General features: G+C 66.0%; 20 protein-coding genes. 14 read left to right on the top strand and 6 right to left on the bottom strand.

The genetic code is table 11. From position 1 onward, the window contains the following. Positions 1 to 60: 60 nt before the first annotated feature. Together EPL00_RS18285 and EPL00_RS18280 are read right to left on the bottom strand one after the other, a co-directional pair. Entirely contained in the window at positions 61 to 1,716 is a 1,656-nt protein-coding gene (locus tag EPL00_RS18285; protein WP_135854112.1) for a capsular polysaccharide export protein, LipB/KpsS family, read from the bottom strand. 123 nt (positions 1,717 to 1,839) lie between these two features. Continuing rightward, positions 1,840 to 3,630 (bottom strand): ABC transporter ATP-binding protein, encoded by a 1,791-nt coding sequence (locus EPL00_RS18280; protein WP_135854113.1) that lies wholly within the window; start codon positions 3,628 to 3,630, stop codon positions 1,840 to 1,842. Between the two features lie 419 nt (positions 3,631 to 4,049). Between EPL00_RS18280 and EPL00_RS18275 the strand changes: the two genes are divergently transcribed. Further along, the gene (locus tag EPL00_RS18275; protein ID WP_135854114.1) at positions 4,050 to 5,291 is read left to right on the top strand and encodes a sugar-transfer associated ATP-grasp domain-containing protein; all 1,242 of its coding nucleotides are present in this window, start codon (positions 4,050 to 4,052) and stop codon (positions 5,289 to 5,291) included. Positions 5,292 to 5,398: 107 nt separating this feature from the next. On the opposite strand, the gene EPL00_RS18270 is transcribed toward EPL00_RS18275, so the two are convergent. Together EPL00_RS18270 and EPL00_RS18265 are read right to left on the bottom strand one after the other, a co-directional pair. Continuing rightward, positions 5,399 to 6,268, bottom strand: a complete 870-nt coding sequence (locus EPL00_RS18270; RefSeq protein ID WP_135854115.1) for a methionyl-tRNA formyltransferase — start codon at positions 6,266 to 6,268, stop codon at positions 5,399 to 5,401. Further along, the gene (locus EPL00_RS18265; protein ID WP_135854116.1) at positions 6,265 to 7,131 is read right to left on the bottom strand and encodes a polysaccharide deacetylase family protein; all 867 of its coding nucleotides are present in this window, start codon (positions 7,129 to 7,131) and stop codon (positions 6,265 to 6,267) included. The genes EPL00_RS18270 and EPL00_RS18265 overlap by 4 nt, the downstream gene beginning before the upstream one ends. A 143-nt stretch (positions 7,132 to 7,274) precedes the next feature. Between EPL00_RS18265 and asnB the strand changes: the two genes are divergently transcribed. Further along, positions 7,275 to 9,182 (top strand): asparagine synthase (glutamine-hydrolyzing), encoded by a 1,908-nt coding sequence (asnB, locus tag EPL00_RS18260; RefSeq protein ID WP_135854117.1) that lies wholly within the window; start codon positions 7,275 to 7,277, stop codon positions 9,180 to 9,182. Between the two features lie 138 nt (positions 9,183 to 9,320). Continuing rightward, positions 9,321 to 10,334 carry a glycosyltransferase gene (locus tag EPL00_RS18255; RefSeq protein ID WP_135854118.1) on the top strand — a complete coding sequence of 338 codons (1,014 nt, stop codon included), beginning with the start codon at positions 9,321 to 9,323 and terminating at the stop codon, positions 10,332 to 10,334. A 158-nt stretch (positions 10,335 to 10,492) separates the two neighbouring features. Here EPL00_RS18255 and EPL00_RS18250 read toward each other — a convergent pair whose 3' ends face one another. Further along, positions 10,493 to 11,719 carry a glycosyltransferase family 4 protein gene (locus EPL00_RS18250; RefSeq protein ID WP_135854119.1) on the bottom strand — a complete coding sequence of 409 codons (1,227 nt, stop codon included), beginning with the start codon at positions 11,717 to 11,719 and terminating at the stop codon, positions 10,493 to 10,495. A 280-nt stretch (positions 11,720 to 11,999) separates the two neighbouring features. After that, a complete protein-coding gene (locus EPL00_RS18245) occupies positions 12,000 to 13,085 on the bottom strand; it encodes a glycosyltransferase (RefSeq protein ID WP_135854120.1) in 1,086 nt (361 codons plus the stop codon). A 245-nt stretch (positions 13,086 to 13,330) separates the two neighbouring features. Between EPL00_RS18245 and EPL00_RS18240 the strand changes: the two genes are divergently transcribed. The 11 genes from EPL00_RS18240 to EPL00_RS18190 all read left to right on the top strand — a co-directional run bounded on the left by EPL00_RS18240 (position 13,331) and on the right by EPL00_RS18190 (position 24,661). Beyond that, a complete protein-coding gene (locus tag EPL00_RS18240) occupies positions 13,331 to 13,633 on the top strand; it encodes a hypothetical protein (protein WP_135854121.1) in 303 nt (100 codons plus the stop codon). Positions 13,634 to 13,642: 9 nt separating this feature from the next. Beyond that, a complete protein-coding gene (locus EPL00_RS18235; RefSeq protein WP_135854122.1) occupies positions 13,643 to 14,863 on the top strand; it encodes a right-handed parallel beta-helix repeat-containing protein in 1,221 nt (406 codons plus the stop codon). Positions 14,864 to 14,984: 121 nt separating this feature from the next. Beyond that, complete coding sequence (locus EPL00_RS18230) at positions 14,985 to 16,253, top strand: glycosyltransferase family 4 protein (protein WP_135854123.1); 1,269 nt, start codon at positions 14,985 to 14,987, stop codon at positions 16,251 to 16,253. Continuing rightward, the gene (locus tag EPL00_RS18225) at positions 16,250 to 18,160 is read left to right on the top strand and encodes a hypothetical protein (RefSeq protein WP_135854124.1); all 1,911 of its coding nucleotides are present in this window, start codon (positions 16,250 to 16,252) and stop codon (positions 18,158 to 18,160) included. Before EPL00_RS18230 ends, EPL00_RS18225 begins: the two co-directional genes overlap by 4 nt. Positions 18,161 to 18,224: 64 nt before the next feature. Continuing rightward, complete coding sequence (locus tag EPL00_RS18220; protein ID WP_135854369.1) at positions 18,225 to 19,526, top strand: right-handed parallel beta-helix repeat-containing protein; 1,302 nt, start codon at positions 18,225 to 18,227, stop codon at positions 19,524 to 19,526. Positions 19,527 to 19,744: 218 nt separating this feature from the next. Beyond that, positions 19,745 to 20,746, top strand: a complete 1,002-nt coding sequence (locus EPL00_RS18215; protein WP_135854125.1) for a DUF1616 domain-containing protein — start codon at positions 19,745 to 19,747, stop codon at positions 20,744 to 20,746. Positions 20,747 to 20,910: 164 nt separating this feature from the next. Next, positions 20,911 to 22,227 (top strand): glycosyltransferase family 2 protein, encoded by a 1,317-nt coding sequence (locus tag EPL00_RS18210; protein ID WP_135854126.1) that lies wholly within the window; start codon positions 20,911 to 20,913, stop codon positions 22,225 to 22,227. Positions 22,228 to 22,286: 59 nt separating this feature from the next. Next, complete coding sequence (locus EPL00_RS18205; protein ID WP_135854127.1) at positions 22,287 to 23,261, top strand: aldo/keto reductase; 975 nt, start codon at positions 22,287 to 22,289, stop codon at positions 23,259 to 23,261. An 87-nt stretch (positions 23,262 to 23,348) separates the two neighbouring features. Further along, the gene (locus tag EPL00_RS18200) at positions 23,349 to 24,011 is read left to right on the top strand and encodes a helix-turn-helix domain-containing protein (RefSeq protein ID WP_135854128.1); all 663 of its coding nucleotides are present in this window, start codon (positions 23,349 to 23,351) and stop codon (positions 24,009 to 24,011) included. 102 nt (positions 24,012 to 24,113) lie between these two features. Next, the gene (locus EPL00_RS18195; protein ID WP_135854129.1) at positions 24,114 to 24,470 is read left to right on the top strand and encodes a DUF7344 domain-containing protein; all 357 of its coding nucleotides are present in this window, start codon (positions 24,114 to 24,116) and stop codon (positions 24,468 to 24,470) included. Further along, positions 24,467 to 24,661: a hypothetical protein gene (locus tag EPL00_RS18190; protein WP_135854130.1), complete on the top strand. Its 195-nt coding sequence runs from the start codon at positions 24,467 to 24,469 to the stop codon at positions 24,659 to 24,661. The genes EPL00_RS18195 and EPL00_RS18190 overlap by 4 nt, the downstream gene beginning before the upstream one ends. The last annotated feature ends 31 nt before the right edge of the window (positions 24,662 to 24,692 follow it).

Here is a 24,692-nt window from a genome sequence, read left to right as displayed (position 1 = left end):
CGCCGGGTTCGAGCGTTCGAGGAGGTGACGCCTTCTCGGACGTTCACGTCCGCCGGACGCTCACGTCTGTTCGGGCGCTCTCGGCAGTGCTGGCAGGGCGGGGTCGCCGCTCGTAATCCGCTCGACTATCGCGTCGAAGTTCTCGTTTCCGGGCTTCAGTTGGTCGTGACTCACGCGAGCGTCGGCTATCTCCTGTGAACTCCACACGCCGACGAACGGGAACTCGAAGTTCTGGTGGACGAACGAGAGGTAGGCGTACCGCCGGGCGCGCGCCCGCATCTCGTCGGTCATCGACAACTCGTCGCGCTCGGCCAGCAACTGCTCGTACTCGTCTCCGGTCGTCGGGTCGAACGTGAAGCCGAAGCCTCGGTACGGTGCCCTGTCCGCGACGACGACGGGCGTCCCGTCGTACGCCATTTCGAGGCCCGTCGTGGAGGTGAACACGAGTCCGAGGTCCACCTCCGCCATCAACTCGTACGTATCGACCTCGGTGTCGGGCGGGAGGAGTTCGACGTTCGAGGGCGTGCCGTCGTACGTTCGCTCGACCCACGCCGCGACGCTCTCGTTGGTGTCGCGCTGGTACTCCGAGGGGTGGGTCTTCAGGACTAACTGCACGCCGTCGGCCGATTCGAGCGCCGCTATCGTCGTCTCCAGCCAGTCGTACGTGTTCTCGAAGGGGAGGTCCGCGTCGCCGAGTTCCATCGACGCGTCCCACAGTAGGTTGGTGAACAGGCCCACGACGGTGTCGTCGCCTACATCCACCGACACGTCGCTCGTGGCCGAGAAGTTCATCGACCCGTCGCCCGTCTTGCGCTGGGCCATCACCGCCGCGATTCGCTCGCGGCGCTCGTCGCCGAGTTCCCGCGCGAGGAACTCCTCGGTCGCCGCCGAATCCACGAAGTGGGGCATCGGACTGCGGTTCTCGGCCCGCCCGAACATCAGCGACCCCGCTTGGAATCCGACCTCTTGGACGTACCCCGGCACGTCGTGTCGTTCGGCCACCGCCAGCGGGACCCCGCCATGGACGTACACCGACTCGTTGACCACGACCGCCGAGAAGTTCCGACGTTCGAACAGGGTCTCGTACACGTCCACGAGTTTCATCGCGTCCCGGAGGTACGCGAGGTATCGCTCGCGGTCCGGCGACTCGGTCAGGTCTACCGAGTAGCGCCGGAAGAACTTCCGGGTCGTGGCGAGCGCGAACTCCGAGACCGGAACGCCGCGATACGTCACCGACCGGATGTCGTCGGGCTTCGACGGCGGGTCGTACGACGGCGGCAACACCTCGCTGGTGGCGATGGTGTCCAACCCGAACGCCTCCGTCGTCGCGGCGCTGAGTCGCTGGCAGAAGTCACACACGTACGACTCGTCCCAGTCGAAGGACCGATACAGACACGTCCCGAGGTCACAGGAACCGCCGTCGCTCGCACACCGGAGGACGGTCGGTCGGTACCCCCGCGTCCGGAAGGCGTGCGCGAGGATGGCGGCCCGGAAGGTGACGCCCTCGTAGCCCGGAATCATCGGGAACAGCACCGACCCCTTCACGTCGTCGTCGTCCAACTCGAAGTTCCGAATGCGCTCGTCCACGCCCCGGAGGTGGTCGGTGTTCGAGAGACCGACCGATTCGTCGTAGAGTTCGAGCGTCCGCGTGCCGAGTCCGGCCTCAGAGAGACCGCGGAAGAGTTGGCGGGGCAATTCGTTTAGTATATTAGTCATGTTTGCCGTCTTCGACTCTGTACAAGAGTCCCCGAGATAAGCCTATGGGCGGGTCGTTCCGAGCGTTTCCCGGCCGGGGGACTGCTGTGAACCGGCTACTGGCAGACCGACGCGGTCGAGGTCCTACTGCTGGACCGAGTAGAGCGAGGCGTAGTTCCCCTGCTCTTCCAGCAACTTCTCGTGTGGCCCCTGCTCGGTGATGCGGCCGTCCTTCATCGCGTAGATTCGGTCGGCGTTCGTCACCGTCGAGAGGCGGTGGGCGACCACGAGGAGGGCGTGGTCGCGCTCCATCTCCTCGATACCGGCGTGGACGCGCTGTTCGAGCGCGGTGTCGAGGTCGCTGGTCGCCTCGTCGAACAACAGCAGGTCGGCGTCTTCCAACAGCGTCCGGGCGATGGCGATGCGCTGGCGCTGGCCGCCCGAGAGGCGCACGCCGTCGTCGCCCAGCATCGAGTCGTAGCCGTTCGGCATCTCGTCTACGAACTCCGTCACCTGCGCGATTTCGCAGACGCGCTCGACCTCCTCCTGCGTCGCGTCGCGGTTCCCGACCGTGACGTTGTACCGGAGCGTGTCGTTGAAGATGTGCGGATTCTGGCGGACGACCGACACCCGCGAGCGCCACTCGTCTACGTCCACCTGCTCTATCGGCGTGTCCTCGGCGAGGATGTGGCCCTCGTCGGGGTCGTAGAGCCGCGTCAGCAGGCTCACGATTGTCGATTTCCCGGCCCCGGAGGGACCGACGAACGCGACGAACTCGCCGCGCTCGACGCCGAACGACACGTCGTCTACCGTCGCATCGTCCGTCTCGTAGGCGAACGACACGTCCTCGAACGTCACGCGGTCCACCGGCTCGGGCAACGTCTCGGTGGCGGGGTTCGGCTCCTCGCAGTCGTTCAACTCGTCCATGTACTCCTGCGTCCGGACGAGGTGCGGCAGGTTCCCCTCGGCGTTGTAGACGTAGTCGTTCAGCGCGCTCAGCTTCGGTCCGAGTCGGAACATGGCGAACAGGAAGACGCCCAGTCCGCTCAGCGAGAGCGACGAGAACGTGACCGCGAAGTAGATGAGACCGAACACGGTGACGGCGACGGTAAGCTGGTACAGGTTGTCGATGCCAGCCTTGTTCCGCTGGAGCGTGATGAGCGAGTCGGCGTACTTGTCCACCGAGGTCCGAAACTGCGCGAACAGTTCGTCGCTCATTCGGAAGAGCTTCACGTCGCGGATTCCCTGCGTCCCCGCCTGCACGACCTCTTGGACCTCCTCGTTGGCGTCGGCCACGCGGTCGCCCACCGCGTACCCCGATTCGAGACCGTACCTGATGACGGCGACCGAACCGCCCAACACGACCGCGGTCATGACCGTCAGGGTCGGCGCGAGGTACATCGCGATGGCGAGGTAGACGAGGCTGACCAGCGCCATCTCCACGATGCGCACGACGTACCGAATCGACCGCCCGGCGTAGCGAGCCTGCGTCACGACGGCGTTGAGTATCTCGTCGGACCCGCGCCGGTCGAAGTACGACACTCGCGCGTCGAGCGCCGCGTCGAACAGTTCCGTCTGGAGGTACCGGATGTAGTCGGTCTGGAGCGCCGCCCGAAGCCACGCGACGAGGAAACTGGCACCGTAGCGCGCGACCATCACCAACCCGACGCCGAGGATGATGTACTCCAGCGTGAACGGCACGCCGAGGAACTGATACGCGCCGTAGAACGCCCCGAGGAGTCCTTCCGGGTTCTGCGGCGGACTGCCGCCCGAATCGACCTGTTCGAGAATCGGCACGAGGAAGCTGAGTCCGACTCCCTCCAGCGCCGCCGCGACCATACTCAGCGCGACGATGGCGAGCGTCAGCGCCGGTCGATAGGTCACAACGTCGGTTAGCGACCGCAGTCGCTCCCGCTTCGACAGGTCCTCAGACATGCTCGCCCCGTTTCTCCCCGAGGCTCTTCGGCGGCCCTCTCCTCGGGGCGACGCTGGTCGGCGTCTCTCTCCTCGGGACGACGCGCTCCGTCTCGTCGCCGCGAAGTCCGCCGCTGGCGACGGGCGGTCCCTCTCTTTGTCTCCGTCGTTTTCTCGTTGTCACTCCCATCTTCCCCACCTCGGCCGATACGATTTGTTCAGGCTATCTCCGGTCTTGAGTGTTGTGGCGCGGAGTTCGCTGGCGCTCGTCCCCTCACGCCGTACCTCGAACAAACCGTACGTCGAACGGACGTGAAACGACCGGCGGTCGGTGGACGAGTAGGGCCTCCCTCGGAGGCGTAGATTTATGGCCGTCGTTGTCGAATTCGGTTGTCGTGTTTTGGGAACTTTCGGACAAATACCTGCCGGAGAAGCGTTCTATGGTCGATTTCGCGGACGACGTTCGAGGAGTCGCCGACCTCCTGTACGACGTGAAGACCGACGCCGTTCGGTCGCTGACCCACCGGACCGTCGAACGGTCGCCACCCCCGTATCCGGAGTTGCTGTTGCTCTGGCAGATCGGCCGGTTCAGAACGTACCGGTGGCGACTGCGCGACGACGAAGCCGAGGACCCGCTTCCGGTCCCGTTCCGACGCCGACTGTGGCTCTGGCGACGCGGGTTCACGCCGAGTACCGACCTTCGGTACGACCTCGATACGTACTCGCTCTCGGACTACGTTTCGGACTTCGAGCAGTACGTTCTGGGTCGTCCCGTGAACCATCCGTGGAAGAATACGCTGGACGACAAACTCTACAACCACCTCCTCATGGAACCGTACGACGAGCATCGGATGGAGATGTACGGCATCGTGGACGGTGGCGACTTCTATCCGCTCGACTGGACGGCGAGCGAGGAATCGACTGACAGCGGACCGTCGTACGAGAACTGGCGGAACAACACGTCCGCCAACGGGGCCGCGGCCGCGCGGGTGGACGACCGACTCGACGCGGAGGGAACGGTCGTCCTGAAAGGAAACAGCGGGTGGGGCGGAAAGGACGTGCTAATCTGTTCGAAGGAGGACGGAACGCACTACGTCGACGGGGAGTCCCGGTCGAGAGGTGAATTCGAAGAGACGATTTCGACGCTCGACGCGTACCTCGTCTGCGAGTTCGTCGAGCAGGCCGACTACAGCGACCGACTGTTCCCCGACGCGACCAACACGATTCGCGTCCTGACGCTGTGTGACGACGAGGGAGCGTTCGTCCCGGCCGCGGTCCACCACATCGGAACGGAGGCGTCCAAGCCCATCGACAACATCGACCGAGGCGGCATCGCGGCGTGGGTGGACGTGGAGTCCGGCGAACTCTCCGCCGCCATCGAGGAGGACGGAATCCGCATCGACCGCCGAGCGACCCACCCCGACACGCAGGCGCGAATCGAGGGGACGACGGTTCCCGGTTGGCCGGAGATACGCGAGCGCATCGCCGACATCGCCGAGTCCCACGCGTTCACCCCGTATCTCGGTTGGGACCTCCTCGTGGACGATTCCGGCGACTTCACCGTCGTGGAGGTGAACAGCGTGCCGGAACTCAAGACGTATCAGACGTTCCGCCCGCTGTTGCGCGACCGGCGAACGCGCCGGTTCTTCGTGGACCACGGCATCGTCTCGGCGTCCCGATAGCTTCGACCCCGAGTCGGCCGACTGGATGTCGGACCGGCGTCGGACCAATGTTAGACCGGTGTCGGACGGCGTTGGACCGGATGTCGGATCGGTTGTTCGACCTCGCGTCAGTAGAACCGCCGACCGCGGTCGAGAAACTGCTCTACGTCGCTCCTGTCGGGTAGCGAGTAGTACGACCCCTCGTCGGGGTCGATAGGTGTCGGGTCCACCTCGCCGTCGCGGAGGCCGCGGAGCGCGTCGAGCAGGAGGTCCGAACCGCGCTCGGCCACCCGCTCGTTCAGCGAGTGGAGCGTGTCGTCGTCGCGTATCGACAGCGGTCGCTGGACCAGCACGTCGCCCGTGTCTATCTCCTCGTCCATCAGGTGGACCGTGACGCCGGTCTCGGACTCGCCGTTTCGGAGCGTCCAGAAGCTCGGTGAGACGCCTCGATACTCCGGGAGGAGCGACGAGTGGAGGTTGATAGCGGCCTCGTCGGGAACCCCGAGGAGTCCCGACTCGAACTTCTGAGTCGCGGCCACCGAGACCACCACGTCGGGTGCGAGCGACTCGGCGTACCCGACGTACTCGGGGTCGTTCACGTCCGCGACGTGGCGGTACTCGATGTCGTTGCGCTCGGCGAGCGTCCGCGGCGAGTACGCGCTCCCGCGGCCGAGTCGCCGGTTCGCGGCGTCGAGAAGCGCGTGCTTGGCGTAGAACCCGACGTGCTTGGCGAAGACGCGCGGCCCGAACGTGCGGTAGAGCCGCCACGCGAATCGGGGCGTACTCTCGGTGCCGAGCGTCGGCGACATCGCGGTGATGCCGACGACGCGAACGTCGTCGGCGTCCAAGACGCCGCGCAGGAACTTCGGGACGTAGTAGTACTCGTCCACGGTCACGACGAGAATTTCGAGCGGGTCGTCGGACTGGTCGGCGACCGAACCGTCCGACTCCTCGGTGGCGAGCGCGTCGGTCGATATGCGCTCGCTCGCGTCGCTCATACCGGGACCTCCCGCTCGCGCTCTCGCAGTTCCGCGGCCGTCCGCGCGTAGAGGTCGCTCATCAGTCCGAACTCGTAGCCGCGGCGTTTCAGTCGCCCGACGAACCGGTCGAACGTCGCCGGGCCGTCGTACTTCCGCCGGGCGTACACCGCGCGATAGGGCCGCGAGAGGTCGTCGTACGACTCGGGCACGAACAGGTCGTGCATGTGGAAGTCGAAGACGACGACGCTCGGGGGCCGCCGCGTGGCCAACTCCTCGTACGGTCGTCCGAGGAGTTTGAGGTACGAGAGCGCGACCGGGACGCGGAACCGCGGGGAGTACACCGTAAACGGCAGTTCGACCACGCCGGTCGGCACGTGGCGGAACGGGTACGGCGACTCGCCGGTGTTGTCGAACCGTCCGGGGTACCACATCGGGAAGAGGTTCGCGCCGAAGGACACGTCCTCGGCGGCCAGCGTGGCGTACTCCGCCGAACTGGCCTCGCCGTTCGGGAACCGATAGCCGAGCGGTTCGGTCCCGAACCGGTCGCGGACGCGCTCGGCACTCTCGCGCACCTCGAAGCCCACGTCGGACTCGTCGGTCCGGGGGTGGGTGTGGGAGTGTGCGTGGAACTCCACCGGCACGTCGGCCTCGGTCAGTCCCTCGACGGCCTCGGGCGCGGCCTCCAGCACTTCGGTCTGGAGGAAACACGAGACCGGCACGTCGTGGCGCTCCAGTATCGCCGCCAGCCTGTCGGTGTGGCGGGCCGCTTCGTAGTCGTTCCGTTCGAGCGCGGTCCCGTAGTCGCATTCGAGGTCGAGCGTCAAGTAGACGGTCCGCTCGACGGGCCACTCGTCGAGATGGTCGCTGTCGCCGTCGGTCACGGTTCTGTAGTTTACGAATCCACACGTTAGCGTTGCGGCCGCCGGGACCGCGCTTCGACCCTCCGTGGTGAGCCAATCCAAACCGCGCTTCGACCCTCGCCGGGGACAACACACATGTACACTTCGACCGTGACTCTATCGAGATGTGTGGAATCGCGGGGGTGTACGGTGAGGCGAACCGAGACACCCTCTCGGAGATGCTCGACTGCATTCGACACCGCGGGCCGGACGAGGAGGCCGCGCACGTCGCGCCGGACGTACCGCTCTCGATGGGCGCTCGACGGCTCGCCATCGTGGACCTCGCGGGCGGGTCGCAACCGAAGACCAACGAGGAGGGCACGGTATCGGTCGTGTTCAACGGCGAGATTTACAACCACGAGACCCTGCGCGAGCGACTGACCGCCGAGGGCCACGCGTTCGAGTCCGCCTGCGACACCGAGGTGCTGGTCCACCTGTGGGAGGAGTACGGCACCTCGATGCCCGAACTCCTCGACGGGATGTTCGCGTTCTCGCTGTGGGACGACGAGACCGAGACCCTCTTTCTCGCGCGCGACAGGCTCGGCATCAAACCGCTGTACTACGCCGACGAACCCGAGCGATTCGTGTGGGGAAGCGAACTCCCGGCGCTCCTCGCCGCGGGCGTGGACCGTCGCCTCGACGAGCGGGCGGTCCGCAACTACTTCGCGCTCCGGTACACGCCGTGGCCCGACACGCTGTTGGATTCCGTGCGAAAACTGCCGCCGGGATGTTCGCTGACCGTGACCGACGGAGAGGTCCGGCGGGACCGCTACTGGCGGCTCGAACCCACCGAGACGACGTGTAGCCGGTCGGAAGCGACGCGCCGAGTCCGGAGCCAGTTGGAGGAGGCGGTCGAGCGACGCCTGATGGCCGACGTTCCGCTCGGCGCGTTCCTCTCGGGCGGTCTCGACTCGACGGCCATCGTCGGTCTCGCGGACAGAGCGATGGAGGAGCCGGTCGAGACGTTCTCGGTCGGGTTCCGCGGCGCGGAGTACGACGAGAGCGACGAGGCGCGATTCGTCGCCGACCACTTCGGCACCGACCACCACGAGACCACCGTGGACCTCTCGTCGATGGACGTGTTCGGCGACGTGGTGCGCCACTTCGGCGAACCGCTCGCCGACCCCGCGACGCTCCCGACTACTATCCTCTCGGCGTACGCCAGCGACCACGTGACGGTCGCGCTGACCGGGGAAGGAGCCGACGAGCTGTTCGCCGGGTACGACTACTTCCACCAGTTGCGACGACACCGCGAGTGGCTCGGCGACCTCCCGTCGCCCGTCTACGACGCGGCCTCGGTCGCCAGCGACCTGACCCCGGTCGGCGACGACTACCTCCGGTACTTCGCGGCGTTAGAGTCCGACGAGCAGACGCTCACCAACTGGCTCCGCGGCTACGGCGGTGTCGCTCCCGAGTCGTACCTCCGCGGCGACCGCGAAGGTGAGCCGGACCGCGCTGGCGACGGCGAGGGGGAGTCGGCCCTCGGCGGCGTCCGCGAGGGCGAATCGGGCCGACCGCCGGGCGACAGTCTCGACACCGTCGTCGCCGAGTCGATGGGACCGAACGGCGACACGCTCCGGCGACTCTCGTCGTACTACATCCGCCACTGGCTCAGCGACGACTTGCTCTACAAGGTGGACCACGCCAGCATGGCGGCGTCGCTCGAAGCGCGCGTCCCGTTTCTCGACCACTCGCTCGTGGAGTTCCTGCACGGTCTCCCCTCGGAGTACAAGACGCAGGGCGGCGACTACAAGCCGTTGCTCGGGGCCGCGGTGCGCGATGTCGTGCCCCGGCGAGTCCGGAGTCGGTCGAAACACGGGTTCGACGTGCCGGTCGCGCGGTGGTTCCGCAACGACCACGAGGCCATCGCGCAGTGGCTGACCGACGAGCGCGTGTCGGCGACGCCGTACCTCGACGCGCCGAGCGTCTTCGAGTTGTGGGCGGCCCACCGGCGCGGCGACGCGAACCACGACGACGAACTCTGGCGGATTCTCAACTACGTCGCGTGGTACCACGAACACGTCGCACAGTAGTCGCTCGTCGGAAACGGAGCCGAGGAAGGAGGCGCGCTCCCGACAGCCGAGGAGACCGGTTTCGCCCGGCACAACGCTGAAATAGCGCGTCGTCGAACCCTGCTTCGTCTCGCAGTCGCCCTGTCGAGACGGGGAACGATGGGAACGCAGGCATCTACACCCGACCACCGAGCGGAGCGCGACTCGCCACTGCCGGAGGTGTCGGTCGTCGTCGTCGCACTGAACGCCGCCGAGACGCTGGAGGAGTGTCTCCGGTCGCTCTCGAACCAGACTTACGACCGGGACCGGTACGAGGTCGTGGTCGTGGACGGCGGTTCGACCGACGGCACCAGAGCCGTCGCCGACGAGTACGCCGACGAACTCGTGGACGACTCCGGCGGGTCCATCGGGCACGGTCGCAACGCGGGCGTGGCGGCCGCCAGCGGCGAGTATATCGCGTTCACGGACGCGGACTGTCGCGTGCCGAGCGACTGGCTCGAATCGCTGGTCGAGCGGTTCGCCGAGACCGACGACGAACACATCGCCGCGGTCGGCGGGCCGAACTGGACCTTCGAGGAGGACTCCCGGCTCTCGAAGGTCATCGAGGCGATGCAGGAGACCGTCTTCGGGTCGGGACAGGCCTCACAGGCTTACCGGGTCGGCGACGTGCGCCGGGTGTCGAACATGCCCGCCTGCAACGTCCTCTACGACGCGGCCGTGTTCGAGGACCACTCCTTCGCCGACATCAACGTCGGGGAGGACGCGGAGTTCCACCACCGACTCGCCGGACGGGGCTACGAGTTCCTGTACGACCCGACGACCCCGGTGGACCACCACCGACCGGGGACGCTCGGCGAGTTCGTCTCGAAGATGTACTCCTACGGCGTGGCGATGGCGAAGGTCAGTCGCCGTCACGGGCGGCCGCTCCGGTGGTACGCGGTCCTCCCCTCCGCGGCGCTGGTCTCGGCGGCGACCGGGAGCGTGGTCGCCCCGCGAGCGGTCCGGCGCGGTTTCCCGGCGGGGCTGGCGGCGTTCCTCCTCGTGGCCGGGTGGACCTGCGCGTACGCCTTCCGGCGGACGGGCGACCCCCTCGCGCTCGCGGTCGTCGCGCTCCTCCCGCTCCAGTATCTCGTTTACGGGGTCGGGTTCCTCCGGGGACTGGTCGAGTCGTAACTCGTCCCGCTCACTCGTCTCTCGTAACTCGGAACTCGCCGACTCCGACCTCGTACGTCGCTCCTCGCTGACTCGTACTTCGTAACTCGTCCTTCGAAAACTCGAACTTCGTAACTCGGTTCGAACGTTCGAACGACCGTACTCGAACGACCGCGCTCTCACGTCTGGGTCTGCGGTATCGCCTCGCGGTGGACCTGCCGAAGTTGCTCGGCGTGTTGTTCCCACGTCCAGCCCTCTTCGAGGAGTCGCCGGTGGCCACGCTCGCCCATCCGGCGGAGGCGGTTCCGGTCGCCGACCAGTTCCGCGAGGGCGCGTTCCAGCGCGTCGGCGTCGCCCGGCGGCACGAGGAGTCCCGTCTCGCCGTCGGCGACCTGCTCGGGGATGCCGCCCGCCGTCGAACCGAGGACCGCGGTCTCGCTCGCCATCGCCTCGTAGATGACCGTCGGGCGACCCTCGCCGTAACTCGGGAGCAACAGGAGGTCGGCGGCCGCGAACCACTCCCGGAGTTCGGGCGTCGGCACGCTCTCCAGCAGTCGGCCCGCGACCGGCGACTCGGCCAGCGCGCGTTCGAGGTCGGCTTTCAGGTCGCCCGTGTGGGCGATGCAGGCGAGTTCGGTCTCGTCGTCGTCCAGACGCGGCAACACGTCGATTATCTCGCCGACGCCCTTGCGCTCGATGAACTGGCCGCAGAACAGCACCAGCGTCGTCTCGGGGTCGATGCCGAGCGAGGCGCGTATCTCGTCGCGGCGCTCGGTCGGGAACCGGTCGGGGTTCGCGCCGATGGGGAGGAGCCGAATCTTCTCCTCGTCGGTCAGTCGCGTCGCGCGCTCGGCGAAGTCCTCGCTCACGCAGAGGACTTCGGTCGCGTAGTCGAGCGTCTCGGCGATGCGGTCTCTGACCGCGTTCGAGAACGTCTCGTAGTTGAGCAGTACGTCGCCGTGGGCCACGACGAACAGCGGGAGGTCGCGCCGTCTGGCGTACGGGAGCAGGCCGTAGCCGTCGAGGTATATCGACGCGGCGTGGACCACGTCGGGTTCGGGGAACGTCCGGGCGGCGTAGCGACTCGCGCGCTTGGCCAGCGAGTCACCCGAGAGGTGGTAGAAAAACCGCTTGGGGAGCGCGTAGAGAAACCGCGGGTGGTGGACCGGGTACTCGTCGAACGACTCGACCGTCGGGACCTCGCCGTACTCCGAGTAGGGGCCGACCGGCGGCGCGAACGGCGTCGGCGACAGCACGTCCACCGCCGCGCCAGCCTCCTGTAGCGCCTCCAGCGACCGCTGATTGAACACCGTCCGATACGGGTGGACGCGGGTCGGGTGTTGGACCGCGCCCGCGAGGACGCGGTACGACTCGTCGCCGGTCGTCGCGCGCTGTTCGATAGTCATCTCTGTCCGGCCACCACGTGCGCGGGCAAAAATCTCCGGGCAGGAGCGCGGCGGTCGCGCTCGGTCCCGCGGCGAGAGCGCGGTGGACGTGCGCCCGCCGGGATGGCTTTAGTCGAGGCTCCTCGGTCCTTCGCCCTGAGAAAATTCTATATCACTGTCTGAGAACGACATAGATGTGGAAAGATATTATATACCTATTTCAAGAATGCCGTTGTATTGCTTGCGGCTCGCCGTAACGTTCGCGCCGTGCGTTCGCTCCCCCTGAACTACTCTCGTACGCTCACCCTTCTACGAGGAGTTCGTACAACTCCTCGTGGGCCGCGACCATCCGCGAGATGTCGAACTGCTCGCTCGCACGCTGGTAGGCGCGCGACCCCATGCCCTCGGGGTCGTCCCGCGCGACTTCGAGCATCGCCTCGGCGAGACTTTCGCGCGACCGCGGCGGGACGAGTCGCCCGACTTCGGGAGTGACGGTTTCCTCGATGCCCGAGACGCGGGTGCCGACCAGCGGGAGTTCCGCGGCCATGGCTTCGAGCGCGGTTAGCGGGTGGCCCTCGTACAGCGACGGCAGGACGAACACGTCCGCCAGCGCGTAGTAGGGGTGTATCTCGGGGACCTTCCCGGTCACGGACACGTGGTCTTCGAGTCCGAGTTCGGCGACGCGCGCTTCGAGCGCGTCGCCGAGCGGCCCGTGGCCGACCACGACGGCGTGGCTCTCGGGCAACTCCGACGCGACTCGGTCCATCGCTTCCACGAGGAGGTGCTGGGCTTTCTGCGGGACGTACCGCCCGACGTTCAGGAACACCGGGCCGTCCGAATCGAGAGTCGCCCGTAGCTCCGACGGGACCGCGGCGCTCCGGACCTCGTCGTTGAACCCCGCCACGTCGATACCGTTGTGTATCGTACTCCACTCGGTCGCGTCGAACGGCGACGACTGGCTCTCGCGGACCGCGTTCGAGACCGCGACCTCGCGGCTATCGAGCGGTCGGGTCGCCTGCTCGACGGCCCGAATCGCCCGACCCCACTCCGCGGTCACATTGTGGTGGGTGGCGACGACGGCTTCGACGCCCGCCGCCCGTCCGGCGAGTCGAGCGACGACCATGGAGTAGGGGAGGTGAGCGTGGAGTACGTCGAGGTCGTAGCGCGCGAGTGTCGAACGCGCGCGGTTCAGGTCCCGCGGGTCGGCGATAGAACCCACGTCGAGGTTCACGACCGTCGCTCCGGTCGCTCGAAACTTCGCTTCGAGGTCGTCGGGACCGCCAAGTCGGAATACCACGGGCCGTCTGTCACCGTGTCGAATCTGGCGCAACAGCATCGTCTCCGCACCCCCGGTAGAGAACGTCCCGACGAGATAGCCAACGTTCATGGCTCTGAGCCTCGCCGTTCTCCGAGAAAAAAGTTCGTCCGGCGGTGGCGGGGTCGGCTTCCGTCGCGGTGCTGGCGGCGTCCGGGGCCTCGCAGGCGGTGGCGACGACGAACGGTCGCCCGACGCGACGCCGACTTCGCCGGCGGAGCGTCGAAAATCGGGGGGTCAGACCGAAGAAATCTCAATGCAGAGAAGAAGATTTATAAGCTATCTCTTCACTCTGCTCAACTGCACGCGAGCTACCAATGACGACTAACCACGGATACAACACGCCGACGAAAGGGACAGATGACTGGGACGTTCCGGTCAACGAGAACTTCGAGAAACTGGACACCGGCGTCGAAATCAGGGACGCCGAGTCCAACCGCGGCGACTACGACCCCAAGCAGGGTGCGAAGTTCCTCGCCACGGACTCGAAGAAGGTGTTTCTCGGAGACGGCTCCCAGTGGAACTACCTCACGACCCTCGGCGGTATCGAGGGCGACATCTACGTACAGGACACCGAGCCGAACGGGAGTCAGGGCGATGTCTGGATAGACACGAGCTAGCTCTCCACTATGGCTACCTATTTCGTCGCACCTGACGGCAGTGACGGCAACGCGGGCACGAAGGCGGACCCGCTCGGGAGCATCGAGGCGGCGGCCGACAGCGTCGGTCCCGGCGACACCATCTACCTCCGAGGAGGGACGTACGACCGGAGCAGTAACGTCAGCCTGAACGGCTCCGACGGGACCGAGAGCGACCCCATCGTCCTCGCGGGCTATCGGGACGAACGCCCGGTGATTCGCTTCGACGGTCCCGACTCCGGCGGCTGGAGCGCCTACGACGCGGGCGGGGTGAGCCTGAACGTGGCTCACTGGGAGATACGCAACCTCACCGTCGAGAACAGTCCGTACATGGGCATCGTCGCCGACGGCTCTTCGAACCACCACAACACGTTCGCCGATTTGGAGGTTCGCAACTGCTACCTCGTCGGCTTCGCGCTCTACAACGGCGCGCACGACAACCTCGTGACGAACGTGACTGCCCACGGGAACGTGGGGAACGCGGGCGACGCCGACGGCATCCAGTTCTCGGACACGGCGCGAAACACGCTCCGAAACTCCGTGTCGTACGGGAACTCCGACGACGGCGTGGACCTGTGGGAGAGCGTCGATTGTCGCATCGAGAACTGTGCCTCGTTCGGCAACGGGCTGAACGGCGGCAACGGAAACGGGTTCAAACTCGGAGGGAGCAACGGGAGCGCGACCTCCGGCGGCCACGTCGTCCAGCACTGCCGCGCGTACGACAACTCCTACAACGGGTTCAACCACAACGGCGCGAACAAGACCATCGAAGTGTTCAACTGCACCAGCTACGACAACGGCGGGCAGGGCTACGTCGCGTGGGACAACGGTAGCGACGCGACCCACGTCTACCGAAACTGCATCGCGTATCAGAACGCGAACGGTGCCGTTGACACCGGCTCCGAGGACGAGGAGACCCGCAACACCTGGACCCTCGGTATCGGCGACCCGCAGTTCCGGAGTACGGACCCCGACGCCGACGGGTTCCTCCGGCCCGCGACCGACAGTCCCGTGGTCGATGCTGGCACCGACGTGGGACTCGACTACGCGGGCGAGGCCCCCGACCTCGGCGCGTTCGAAGCGCGGAGCGACTCGACGGGACCCTCCGGCCCGGTCGTCCGCCACCACGACGGGTCAGGGTGGCGCGACGCCACGCTCAAGTACCACGACGGAAGCGGCTTCGTCGAGGCGCAGGTGAACCGACTCGGTTAGCCGGGGACGCGGCGCGCGAATCGGCTCGCCAAACCGGTCGCGCGCGAGCGATAACCGGTCCCGCCGAAACTGGGACACGCGCCCAAACGCTTTTGCGAATCGCTGTTTTCTCTGGTTTCCAATGACCGCGACCGAGGCCTCCGACCGCCTCAGCGTCTGCGTCGTCTCGCTCATCGCCTACACGTACTTCCGGGACGTAGACGACATCTCGCCCGGCGGTGCCGAGCGACAACTCTACCTCTTGAGCCAGCAACTCCGCGACGAGTTCGACGTTCACTTCGTGGTCGGCGACTACGGCCAACCGAAGACCGAGCGACGCGACGGCGTCACCCTCCACCGGGCGTACACTCCGACCGACGAGCGGGCGGCCTATCGCCGATTCCCGGACCTCGCGCGCCTGTTCGACGCGATGCGGCGGGCCGACGCCGACGTGTGCGTCTTCCGGGGCGACCGCCTCAAGGCGACCATCACCTACGCCTTCTCCCGACTCCTCGGTAGCGCATGGGTGTACAACCTCGCCGTCGATTCCCACGCCGAGTCCGACGCCGACCGCACCGACCCGCTGGCGACGGCTTTCCGGCGAGTGATTCGGGACGCCGACGGCATCGTCGCCCAATCGCCGCGCCAACAGCGCCGCCTCCGGGAGTCGTTCGGCGTCGACTCGACGGTCGTCCCCAACGGGTATCCGCCGGTCGAGGAGGATACGTCCCGCGCAGACGCCGACGAGGAGACCGCCGAAACCGACGCTCACTCCGCCGCCGACGGCGAGTTCTTCCTCTACGTCGGCCGCATCAACCGCGACCAGAAGCGCCCGCACCTGTTTCTGGACCTCGCCGAGCGCCTGCCCGACGTTCGGTTCCTCCTCGTCGGCGCGGAGGAGAACGACCCCGCGTACTACGACGAAATCGCCCGCCGCGCCGACCGACTCGACAACGTCCGGTTTCCGGGGAAGGTGCCGCCCGACGAGATTTACGACTACTACGACCGGGCGTACGCGCTGGTCAACACCTCCGCGCAGGAGGGGTTCCCGAACACGTTCCTCGAAGCGTGGCGCAGCGGGACCCCGGTCGTCAGCCTCGACGTGGACCCCGGCCGCTTTCTGGGCGGCGAGTCGGTCGGCTACGCGGACGGCGACTTCGAGCGCCTGACCGCAATCGCGCGGCGACTCGCGGACTCGCCCGACCTCCGGGAGTCGCTCGGCGAGCGCGGCCGCGACCACTTCGAGGAGAACTTCCGCATCTCGGTGACGGCCGAGCGATACGCCGACGTGGTTCGGTCGTCCGCGGACGCCGCCGCGGAATCGACCGACCGGGGGGCAGACCCCGAGACCGGGGAGCGTTCGAGCGTCGGACGCTCGCCGAACAGCGCCAGTGGGAGTAATCGCCGATGAGCGCCAAACGAGTCGTTGCCTCGATGGCCGGTCTCTCGTCGGTCGCGCGAGACGAACGGTTAGAACGCGTTCAGCGACTGCTCGTCGGCGTGACAGCCCTCTGCACGCTGGCGATGAGCGCGTGGATAGCGATTACGCCGCCAGCGACCGACTACGAGGTGCTGTACCGGGCGTACCCCGACGCGTTTTGGGCCGTCGTCTCGGTCGGTCTGATGGCCGCCGTGGTCGTCTTTCTGGTCTCGGCGGCGCGCCGAGACGGCTACTGGCGCGTCGCCCTGCTGTTCGTCTGCGTCATCTACGTCCTATTCAATCTGCTCCCGGTATTCCGCGGGTGGGCGATGTACGGACGGAACGCCGCCGACGTGCTGTACCACGTCCACTACACGAACGAAATCCTTCGCACGGACCACATCCAGCCGTACAACATCTACCCCGTCGTCCACCTCCTGCTTGCGGAGTTGCGCTTCGTCGGGCTTCCGGTGCGGGCGTTCTCGCCCCTCCTCTCGGCGTTCTTCAACCCCGTGTACCTCCTCGGCGTCTACCTACTCAGCCGACAGTTCGTGCGGAGCAACCGGGTCGCGGTGGCGACGCTCGCCTGCGCGGTTCCGCTCCTGTACTCGAAGTTCCACCACACGCTCCACCCCGCTATCTTCTCGTTCATGACGTTCCCGGCGTTCTTGTTCCTGCTCGTCAAGTACCACGACACGCGAAACCGTTCGTACCTCGGGCTGGTCGTCCTCGTCGCGTCGTCGTTCGTCTTCTTCCACCCGGTCACGTCGCTGTACGTCGTCGTCGCTCTCTCCGTCTCGCTCGTCGTGCGGCGCGTCTACAGCCGGACGCTCGAACTATCGTTCGACGACAAACTCGAAGTCGGGATACTCGGCTTCGTCTTCGTGACGTGGCTGGTCTGGTACGCGCACTTCGAGTTGATACGCGACTACGTGCGCACCTCGCTCGGGTTCACCGAGAGTTCTCACTCGACGGTCGCCCAATCCTACGGCGTCTCGCAGGTGAATCGCGCCCACAGCCTGCAACAACTCGCGCTCGGGTTCGTGGACAAGTACGGACCGATATTCCTCATCTGCGGGTTGGCGGGCGTCGCCACGGTGGTCGCGGCGGTTCGGTTCTGGCGGCGCAGGGCGGAGTTCTCGGAGGTCTGGCTCTCGTCGCAGTTCTTCGTCGGCGCGGCGATGGCGGTCGTCACCATCGTCACGTACGTCATCGCGTACAACCCGGTCCGCAACTCCCGGTACATGATTTTGATGGCGACCCTCCTCGCGGGGTTGCTGGTGTACCGACTGCTGACCGCGACGGTTCTCGACGACGAACCCACCGTCGCCACCCGCGACCGTCTCCGGCAGGTCGCCCTCGTCGGCGTCGTCGTGTTGCTCCTCGTCGCGGTCCCGATTTCGGTCACGAACTCGTACCAGCTCCGCCAGCACATGACGTTCACCGAACGGGACGGCACCGACTGGTTCTACGACCACTACGAACCGGAGGGCGTCGCGGTGTCTCACGACGTTTCGTTCAAGATGGGGGCGTATCTCGGCTCGGGAACGACCGAGGAGGTGTTCGATAGTTTCGGTCCGCGGTCGCCGATACCGAGGTACTTCGGCTACGGGTCCAACGACAGCCTCCGGGGCGTCGTCAACGGGACGCCGACGTACCTCGTCACGAAGGAGTACGACCGCGAGTACTACGAGTCCCTGAAGGAGTTCAACCAGCGGCGAAACGTCGTCTACACTAACGAGACCGTCGCCGAACTTCGGGCCGACGTGGCCGTGAACCGAATCTACGCAAACGGCGGGTACGCCGTCTGGTCGGTCGGTCGCTCCGAGAACACGACGACGGCGAGCGCCGCGGGCGCACTCGCTCCTCGGCCGCCGAGGAATCTCGCGGACGCTTGACCGGTCGCTGACTCCGAGGAAAGAGTCAACTGGGTCCGGTAACTACCACTGATGGGTTGGTGGGATGTCACGGAGAAAATTTCTCAAAACGGTAGGTGCCGTCTCGGGGCTACTGGGGGCCGGAAGCGTCCTCCGGAGCGAGTTCCGCGAGCCGTCCGACTCGAATCGGGAGGCCACGGGTCCGAAGCCAGCGGAGGTCGGAGAGGCGACGCCTCGGAGACAGTCGAACGAGAACGCAACGTCGAACGCGGACGAAACCACGAGCGGGGAGGACGACTCGGCGGACTATTACGTCGCTCCCGACGGTGACGACTCGGCGTCGGGGACGAAGGAGAACCCGTTCGAGACCCTCGAAGCGGCCTTCGAGGCAGTCGCCGCGGGCGAGACGATATTCCTCCGCGGCGGCGTCTATCGGTTCGACCGGGCCATCAAACTCACCGGCGTCGGCGGGACCGAGGAGAATCGAATCACGCTCGCGGGCGTGCCCGGCGAGTGGCCGATATTCAAGTTCGACGGGCCGACCCCCGGTGGCTGGTCGGCCGACGGAAGGGACGGCGGCGGGCTGAAGTTCGCCGACGCGGAGTACCTCACCGTCCGGAATCTCGTCGTCCGCGACAGTCCCTACCTCGGAGTGGAAGTCACTTCGTCACGCCACAACGTCTTCGAAAACGTGGAGACCCGAAACAACAACCTCACCGGGTTCGGTCTCTACGACGACTGTCGGCACAACGTCCTCCGGAACGTCACCTCGGTGAACAACTTCGACCCGCAGAACGGCGGGTCCGACGCCGACGGTATCCAGATCGAAAACTCCAGAAACAACAGGGTCGTCGGCGCGAAACTCTTCCACAACTCCGACGACGGACTCGACCTCTGGCGAAGCCGGTCGATAACCGTCGAGGAGTCGATGAGTTGGGAGAACGGGTACGGCCAGCGCGGCAACGGCAACGGGTTCAAACTCGGGGGCGGGACCCCGAAATCGGGCGGTCACGAGGTCCACCGGAACGTGGCGTTCAACAACGGTATCACCGGATTCGACTACAACGAGGCGGGCACTTCCATATCGGTGGTCAACAACACCGCGTGGAGCAACGAAACCAACTTCACGTTCTACGACGCGCCACACGAATTGAAGAACAACATCTCCTACGAGGGCGAGGTGTCACTCGGCAATGCCGTCGAACACACTCACAACACGTGGGACTTGGGCATCGAAAACCCCGGATTCGTCAGTTTGCTTCCGGTCGACGACCTGTTTCTGCACCTGCACTCCGGGAGTCCCTGCGTCGGGGCGGGAGTCGACGCCGGACTCGATTACGCGGGGGAGGCCCCCGACCTCGGCGCGTACGAGTTCCGCCGCGGATAACCGGTCGAACCTCGTCGCCGCTAGTCGATCGACCTCGGCGGCGCGTCCCGTCGCACCGACTCCGGAGTGGAACTCGTTCGGTCTCGCCGTATCGAGGAGTTACGAGCGCGTAACGACCGTCACTACGGACGGTCCGACTCCTAACGGCGCGTTAGACCGCTCGCCGGTCGCGTTTGCGCCCGCTTTCTTATATCGCCGCGCGCCGTCTACTCCTCGGAATGGAGTCGGACCAGAACGACCTCCGAACGAGGCTGTATCGGTTACGTCGGTCGTCGCTCGATCTCGCCTTCGTCGGCGTCCTCGCGGTCGTCGGGTGCTTCGTCGTCGTCTCGTCGCGGACGGACGGGTCTTGGCTCGAACCCCTGTTCGGTCTCCCGCTCGTACTCTTCCTGCCGGGCTACGCCCTCTCGGTCGCGCTGTTTCCGACGAGGACCGGAGTGGTCGCCTCCTCGGGCGAACACGGCGCGGAGCCGCCGACGGTGGTCGATGGGGTCGAGCGAGTCGTCGTCTCGACGGTCGGGAGTATCGCGGTCGGCCCGCTACTCGCGCTCGCGCTCAACTACACGCCGTTGGGTATCCGACTCGTCCCGGTGATGGTCTCGATAGCCGGGTTCACGCTCGTCGCGGCCGCCGCCGGAGCGTACCGGCGACAGAACGCCGACGACGTGCAGGCGGCTCGGTCCGTCACCGACGAGCAGACGATACTCTCTCGGGCGAAGTTCGCGCTGTTCGACGGCGGGGGAAGTCCCGCGCTGACCGTACTGGTCGCCGTGAGTCTGCTCGCCGCGGGGTCGACGGTGGTCTACTCCGTCGCCGACCCCGACCGAGGAGAGACGTACACCGAGTTCTACCTGCTGACGGACGACGGCGACGAGTTAGTCGCCGACGAGTACCCCGAGCAGTTCCGGTACGGCCACAACCAGTCCGTCGTCGTCGGTCTCCACAATCGGGAACAGCGGACCGAGGAGTACGGCGTCGTCGTCACGCTCCAACGGGTCGGGGACGACAACTCGACGGCGACGGAAACGCAGGTACTCCACCGATACCGGACGGAGTTGGCTCCAAACGAGACCGACGAGGACCGACTCTCGCTCCGGCCGACGCTGACTGGCCAGCGGCTCCGACTCCGGTTTCTCCTCTATCGGGACGGAATTCCGGACCACCCGACCGCGGAGAACGCGTATCGGGACCTCTACCTCTGGGTGTCGGTCAGAAAGTAACTATTTCATTCGCCCAAAAACCGCTCGAAAGACTCTGAGAAAGCGATAATCGGGACTACTGGGGATTACGACGAATTACGCTCGGCCACGTGACTCGTTCTCACGGCGATGTATTGGGAAATTCACTCAATAACAAAGCGGACGTGCGACGGAGGGCAAGTCCGATGGAAGAGTTCGAAGTACAAAACGACGAGACCCTTCAGCGACCCGCTATCGGTGTCGTGGCCGACGAAAGTAACGCGGACGCTATCGTCCGAATCGTGACCTTGGCGAGAGAACACGGCCACGAGGCCATCGTCGCTCACGGCCGAGAGACGCCGCGTTCGGCTCGGTTAGCTCGCCGACTCGGGGCCGAGACGGTGTGTCTCGACGAGCGACGGGCCGACGAGGGAGCATTCGAGCGGTTGTTGACAGTTACTGCAAAGGCGCGGGGGTTTCCGGGGCTGTTGTTCCACCCGGACACCGATTCGTACGTCGATTACGACCAGCGAGTGGAGGGTCGAGAGTCCGATTCGGAGTACACGCGTCTCGCACCGACCCACCGGCGCGGGTCCGTCGAGGAGACGGACACCGTCGTCGCTATTCCGGCCTACGACGAGGCGGACACTATCGAGTCGCTCGTTCGGAACGTCCGGAAGTACGTCGATACCGTCGTCGTCGTAGACGACGGGAGCGACGACGGGACGGCGGACCTCGCGCGCGAAGCGGGGGCGACCGTCGTCGCACACTCGCGGAATCGGGGGTACGGCAAGGCGCTCCAATCGGCGTTCGGGGAGGCCCACAGGCTCGGCGCTGACCGGCTCGTCATTATCGACGGCGACGGTCAGCACGACCCCTCGGACGTTCCCGAACTCCTCGCCGAGTTCGAGGACGGCGACCCCGACGTTGTTATCGGCAGTCGGTTCGTCGCCGGGTCGGAGACCGACTTTCCGCTCTATCGGCTGTTCGGACTGAAGGTTATCAACCTGCTCACCAACTTGAGCTTCGGTTTCCTGCGCCGGGAGTCGTGGATTAGCGACACGCAGTGTGGCTTCCGCGCGTACGGGCCGAGAGCTATCGAGTCCATCGCGCGCGACGGCGCTATCGGCGACAACATGGGCGCGAGTACGGATATCCTCTATCACGCCAGCGAACGCGGCTACGACGTTCGAGAAGTGGGGACCGATGTCGAGTACGACGTGGAGGACGCGAGCAGTCTCCACCCCGTAAGACACGGGCTAACTATAATTAACAATTTGTTGAAGACCGTCGAGCGAAAGCGCCCCGTCACGGTCATCGGTATCCCCGGTTTCGCGGTGGTACTCGCCGGGTTCGGGTTCGGTTATCTGACCCTCTCGAACTTCACCGCGACGGACGAACTCTCGACGGGTCTGGTCGTCCTCACGGTACTCCTCGTGATGGTCGGCTCGGGTGCGTGTCTCACCGCGGTCATCCTGCACTCGCTGGCGACTCACTTCGAGACGATCGACGACACCACGTAGGGACGAGACCGGTTGCCGCCTGACGTATCCTTTTGGTCCCGGCCCCCGACGGTCGGCGTATGGAGTACACCACGCTCGGCGACACCGGCATGGAGGTCAGTCGCATCTGTCTCGGCTGTATGAGCTTCGGGTCCAGCGACTGGCGGCCGTGGGTGTTGGACCCCGAGGAGGGCCGCGAGATAATCGACCGGGCCATCGACCTCGGCATCAACTTCTTCGACACCGCGAACATGTACTCGAACGGCGAGAGCGAGCGCGTACTCGGCGACGCCCTCGACGGACGCCGCGACGAGAGCGTCGTCGCCACGAAGTGCTACTTCCAGATGGACGACGACGACCCCAACTCCGGGGGCCTCTCGCGGAAGGCCATCGAACAGGAGTTGGAGAACTCGCTGGACCGCCTCGGGATGGACACCATCGACCTCTACCAGATTCACCGCTGGGACGACGACACGCCTATCGAGCAGACGCTTCGCGCGCTCGACGACGCGGTGCGACGCGGGCAGGTCCGGCATATCGGGGCCTCCTCGATGTGGACCCACCAGTTCGCAGACGCGCTTCACACCAGCGACAGCCTCGGACTGGAGCGGTTCCAGACGATGCAGAACCACTACAACCTCGCGTATCGAGAGGAGGAACGTGAGATGCTTCCCCTCTGCGAGAAGGAGAACGTCGGCGTGATGCCGTGGAGTCCCCTCGCGCGGGGCTATCTCACCCGGCCGCACGACGAGATAGACGCGACCACGCGCGGCGAGACGGAGGAACACATGTACGACCACCCCTACCGCGAGGGCGGCGGCAAGGAGGTAAACGAGCGCGTGCAGGAACTCGCCGCCGAGAAGGGCGTCACGATGGCTCAAATCTCGCTGTCGTGGCTCCTGCACAAAGACTGGGTGGACGCGCCCATCGTCGGCACCACGAGCGTCGAGCATCTGGAGGACGCGGTGGAAGCCCTCGACATCGACCTCTCGGCCAGCGATTTGGCGTACCTCGAAGAACCCTACGAACCCGTACCGGTGTCGGGTCACGACTGACGGTCCGGAGCGCTCTCGCCGACGAGACTCCGCTCTCGGTCGTACCAAACAGCTACAACCGCAGGGGGCCTTCGCTCCGGTATCGAGATGAGCGTACTAGTCGAATTTTCGATAGACAGCGAGGATTTCCTCCTCGGGCGCGTCCTCTGCGGCCCGGAAGCGATGACCTTCGAGTTGGAGCGCATCGTGCCGACCGGCGGCGCGGTCATGCCCTTCGTCTGGGCGACCGGCGAGGAGTTCGAGTCGTTCGAGGCGAACGTCACGGACAGCGAGGCGGTCAGCGAACTGTACGCCCTCGACAAGGTGGGCGACCGCGCGCTGTACAGAATCCGGTGGCGCGAACCCCACGTCGGTCTCGTGGAGGTCCTCGGCGAGACGGACGCGACCATCCTCGAAGCGCAGGGCAACGGCGACCGGTGGCAGTTCCGCCTGCGTTTCTCGGACCACGACAAGCTCTCGGCGTTCTACAACCTCTGTACGGACAACGACTTCCCGGTCCACATCGACCGGACCTACACCCTGACCGAGAGTACCGAGCGGGGCCACCGACTCGGCCTCTCGGGCGACCAGCGCGACGCGCTGGTGCTGGCGCTCGAACGGGGCTACTTCGACACTCCTCGGCAGGCGACGCTGGTGGACCTCGCCGACGAACTCGACATCACTCAGCAGGCGCTCTCGGACAGGGTTCGCCGGGCCAACGAGAAGGTCCTCCGGTCGGTGCTGCTGTCGTCCGCCACCGACTTCGACTGAGTTCCGGCGGCGATATCGTTCGCGTTCCGGACGGGTTATAAAAACGTTGTACTGACAGCAACAACCCGTTTTCCGTCGGGACCCGACCGCATCGAACAGAACGTGCAACGGAACGTGTCTCTCGACGGGCGGAGCGACAGCGAGCGACTCGACGGAGAGCTGTCACTCCTCGCCGTCGCCGAGTGTCGATACGTCTGTTACTACTTCGGGCGCAACTCCGACGACGAAGCGACGCTCGGCGAACTCGCGGAGTACGTCCGGCGACTCGACGCGCCGCGCGTTCCCGACTCCCGCGCCCGCATCGCGGCGCGGCTCCACCACCTCGCGGTTCCCAAGCTGGACGAGGCTGGCGTGGTCGCGTACGACGAGGAGGGAAACACCGTTACGTATCGCGGGAGCCAGACCCTCGAATCGCTCGTCGCAGTGACCGCCGACGACGAGTGCGACGCGTTAGCGTGACCGACCCCGAGACTTGGCCCGACGAACCGTCGGGCAACGCCACCGACGCGGCCGCTCGACTCCCGCTGGTGATGTGTCGGCAGTGCGGATACTTCGTCTCGGCCAAGCGCGAGGAGGGGTCGCTGTCGGCGCTCCGACCGGTCTGTCCGGAGTGCGGGGGCACCGAGTTCAAGGACGTGCGCGAGGAGTGACGGGTCGCTCTCCGCTCCCGCCGGTCGCGGA

It is taken from the genome of Halorussus salinus (assembly GCF_004765815.2).
In the GTDB taxonomy this organism is placed as follows: domain Archaea; phylum Halobacteriota; class Halobacteria; order Halobacteriales; family Haladaptataceae; genus Halorussus; species Halorussus salinus.
Note: the sequence above shows the minus strand (reverse complement) of the source record. Positions and strands in the feature narration are given on the sequence as shown.

Coding starts and splice junctions, on each gene's coding strand:
- EPL00_RS18230 (WP_135854123.1), top strand. CDS start 14,985: ATGACCGCGACCGAGGCCTCCGACCGCCTCAGCGTCTGCGTCGTCTCG.
- EPL00_RS18220 (WP_135854369.1), top strand. CDS start 18,225: ATGTCACGGAGAAAATTTCTCAAAACGGTAGGTGCCGTCTCGGGGCTA.
- EPL00_RS18285 (WP_135854112.1), bottom strand. CDS start 1,716: ATGACTAATATACTAAACGAATTGCCCCGCCAACTCTTCCGCGGTCTC.
- EPL00_RS18275 (WP_135854114.1), top strand. CDS start 4,050: ATGGTCGATTTCGCGGACGACGTTCGAGGAGTCGCCGACCTCCTGTAC.
- EPL00_RS18250 (WP_135854119.1), bottom strand. CDS start 11,719: ATGACTATCGAACAGCGCGCGACGACCGGCGACGAGTCGTACCGCGTC.
- asnB (WP_135854117.1), top strand. CDS start 7,275: ATGTGTGGAATCGCGGGGGTGTACGGTGAGGCGAACCGAGACACCCTC.
- EPL00_RS18255 (WP_135854118.1), top strand. CDS start 9,321: ATGGGAACGCAGGCATCTACACCCGACCACCGAGCGGAGCGCGACTCG.
- EPL00_RS18270 (WP_135854115.1), bottom strand. CDS start 6,268: ATGAGCGACGCGAGCGAGCGCATATCGACCGACGCGCTCGCCACCGAG.
- EPL00_RS18225 (WP_135854124.1), top strand. CDS start 16,250: ATGAGCGCCAAACGAGTCGTTGCCTCGATGGCCGGTCTCTCGTCGGTC.
- EPL00_RS18280 (WP_135854113.1), bottom strand. CDS start 3,630: ATGTCTGAGGACCTGTCGAAGCGGGAGCGACTGCGGTCGCTAACCGAC.
- EPL00_RS18245 (WP_135854120.1), bottom strand. CDS start 13,085: ATGAACGTTGGCTATCTCGTCGGGACGTTCTCTACCGGGGGTGCGGAG.
- EPL00_RS18205 (WP_135854127.1), top strand. CDS start 22,287: ATGGAGTACACCACGCTCGGCGACACCGGCATGGAGGTCAGTCGCATC.
- EPL00_RS18235 (WP_135854122.1), top strand. CDS start 13,643: ATGGCTACCTATTTCGTCGCACCTGACGGCAGTGACGGCAACGCGGGC.
- EPL00_RS18215 (WP_135854125.1), top strand. CDS start 19,745: ATGGAGTCGGACCAGAACGACCTCCGAACGAGGCTGTATCGGTTACGT.
- EPL00_RS18210 (WP_135854126.1), top strand. CDS start 20,911: ATGGAAGAGTTCGAAGTACAAAACGACGAGACCCTTCAGCGACCCGCT.
- EPL00_RS18200 (WP_135854128.1), top strand. CDS start 23,349: ATGAGCGTACTAGTCGAATTTTCGATAGACAGCGAGGATTTCCTCCTC.
- EPL00_RS18240 (WP_135854121.1), top strand. CDS start 13,331: ATGACGACTAACCACGGATACAACACGCCGACGAAAGGGACAGATGAC.